Origin of the sequence: uncultured Thiodictyon sp. (genome assembly GCA_903837595.1) — a bacterium.
Taxonomy (GTDB): domain Bacteria; phylum Pseudomonadota; class Gammaproteobacteria; order Chromatiales; family Chromatiaceae; genus Thiodictyon.
The window spans coordinates 1-2082 of the sequence record CAILVI010000285.1 but is presented as its reverse complement, the minus strand read 5'-3'; the positions used below and the strand labels follow the sequence as shown (position 1 = coordinate 2082).

The 2082-nt window shown below is 64.9% G+C and carries 3 protein-coding genes; all 3 read right to left on the bottom strand.

Annotated elements, in window-relative coordinates; translation table 11 throughout:
* Positions 1-729 (bottom strand): hypothetical protein (locus QZY44_RS15800; RefSeq protein ID WP_295448046.1); only part of this gene is annotated, 729 nt, incomplete at its 3' end.
* Positions 730-745: 16 nt separating this feature from the next.
* Positions 746-1135: a hypothetical protein gene (locus QZY44_RS15795; RefSeq protein WP_295448044.1), complete on the bottom strand. Its 390-nt coding sequence runs from the start codon at positions 1133-1135 to the stop codon at positions 746-748.
* On the bottom strand, positions 1132-1911 hold the full coding sequence (locus QZY44_RS15790; protein ID WP_295448041.1) for a CAP domain-containing protein: 780 nt from the start codon (positions 1909-1911) through the stop codon (positions 1132-1134). Before QZY44_RS15790 ends, QZY44_RS15795 begins: the two co-directional genes overlap by 4 nt.
* Between the last annotated feature and the right edge of the window lie 171 nt (positions 1912-2082).

Below are 2082 nucleotides of genomic sequence, written 5' to 3'. Positions count from 1 at the left end.
GTGGTCAGTTACCGTCACGGTCCAGGTCTGGTACACCGTGCCCAGGTTGTTGAGGGTGATGTTGCCCGCGGCGGTGTAGGTTACCGTGCCGGTCACGCTGGCGCCCGAGTAGGCCGCGGCCACATCATCCGGGGTCCAGACGGCGGCGATCTTCGCGCCCGCGCTAAAACCCTGGCTCAGCCCGGCGACCAACCCAATCGTCATGGTGGCGCCGTCGAAGCTGACTGAATCAATCGTTCCGTACTCACTGGCGCCGGTATCCAGCACGGTCGTTCGGGCATCGATGCGGATCAGGTCGCCCTCCTGGAACGCCTTCGGTGTCATGGCCGCATAGGCCGCGTGCTCGGCCGTGACGGTCAGGCTGGTTGCGTTCTGCGCGGCATTGCTGGCGAGCACGCCGTAGCCATAGGGCCGCGCGGTTACCGCGTCCTGGGTATCGGTCTGGGTGCCCGGGTAGAGCAGGCAATAACTGTCGCCCGGAGTGCCGGACTCGATTGACACTTTTGGGTCGATCAGCGTCAGCGAGGCGGCATTGCGCACGCCGATGAACGCTTTCCTCCAGTGCGTCACGCCAGCCGCCCGTTGCGCTTGGGACACATCCGGCAGGAGGTTGTTTTTCACGGCCGAGACGATCTCGGTCAGGGTCATGCGCCCGCCGTTGGCCGCGGGGGCGGAGTCGCTCAGCAGGGCGGCTTGGTACCACTTCAATTCGGCGGTGAGAATGGACATGATGGGTTAGGTCTCGTTACACGGTCATCAATTTAATGGTGCCAACCAGCAGGTCGGTGGTGGCTGGGTCGGCGTAGTCGATCAGCGGTTGCAGATCTAGGGCCGGGGCGTCCTGGTGACGCCATGCAACCGTGAAACTGGTTGAGGTGCGGTCGCCGAAGGTCAGGGTGTAGATTGCTCCCGGCACCGATGCCAGTGCCGCAAGTGCGTCACCCTGTGCTCGGGTAAGCCATTGGTCCGCACCGGTTGTGAGCGTAATCGGGCGTCCGGCCAGGTTGGCATGGGCATAGACCGCGAGCCCGCCGTCTAGGCGGCGGCGGATCGTCTGGGCAATCGGCTGATCCTGGTATTCATCGCTCCAGAGTAGGCCCGCGGGTAGGGTGACGGGGCCCAGGGTGATACTCATGTGGTCGGTCTCCCGATTAGGACCACCCACAAGCGCCCCCATTTCTTCGACGCCATGGTGTAGGCGCCGATGTCGGTGGCTAGCGGGTCCATGATCTTGGCCTTGTGGCCCGGCGAGGCGAGGAAGGCGGCCATGACTTCGGACACGTCTTTCGCTCGGGTCGCCAGGTTCTCCGCGACGCTGCCCGCCTCAGCATACCCGGCCGCGACCGCGCGCATCAGGGGCGTGCTGTCACCCTCGCCGGTGTGGCTGGGCTGCTCTGCCGTCTGGGCGTCGAGCCAGAGCGCATGGGCATAGGCGGCATTGGCGAGCGTCGTGCTCCAGTCCAGGGCGGGCAGGGCCGTGGGGGTCGCAGCCGCGCGGGCGGCCGTGTGAGCGAGGACCAGCGATTCGAGGCTGACATCCAGCACGGGATCAGTGTCGGGGATGGCGGTGTAGGTCGGTGCCGGGAAGAAGGGTACCGCGGTGACGGGGGCGAAGGCGGTGCAGGTGCCCTGCGGGACGGCGACCGGGCTGGCGCTGAGGTATAGGCATTCATTCGCCGGGTAATACTCTGTCTGGCCTACCCAGCCCGCACTGGTCTGGTCGAATACCGCGATACATGGCCACGCACTGAGATAGGATGACTGTGCGGTCGGCAGGAGTAGCGCGATCGTTTGCCGATTGAGATAGGCCACGACTTCGGCGAGCGTGCCCCCGGCGAACGTTCTAAGTCCCATCTCCCCCTCGTCCACAACCCGGTCGGTGGCGATGGTGGCGAGCGTGGACGCAGCCATCTTTAACACTCGGTTGGTATCATCGGTGCGAACAGCATCCACGCTGTGATAACTCGGGCCACGCTCAAGTACGCGACGGCCACGGCCCGGAAGGTTGCGGTGCAGGCGCAAGCGCTCTACAGCAACAGTGTGGGTTTGCGTTGGTGTAGGGTCGTTATACGTCTCAGTGGT

Bases quoted from the DNA above. Each gene is read 5' to 3' on its own strand.
- QZY44_RS15790 (WP_295448041.1), bottom strand. From the start codon at position 1,911: ATGGCTGCGTCCACGCTCGCCACCATCGCCACCGACCGGGTTGTGGAC.
- QZY44_RS15795 (WP_295448044.1), bottom strand. From the start codon at position 1,135: ATGAGTATCACCCTGGGCCCCGTCACCCTACCCGCGGGCCTACTCTGG.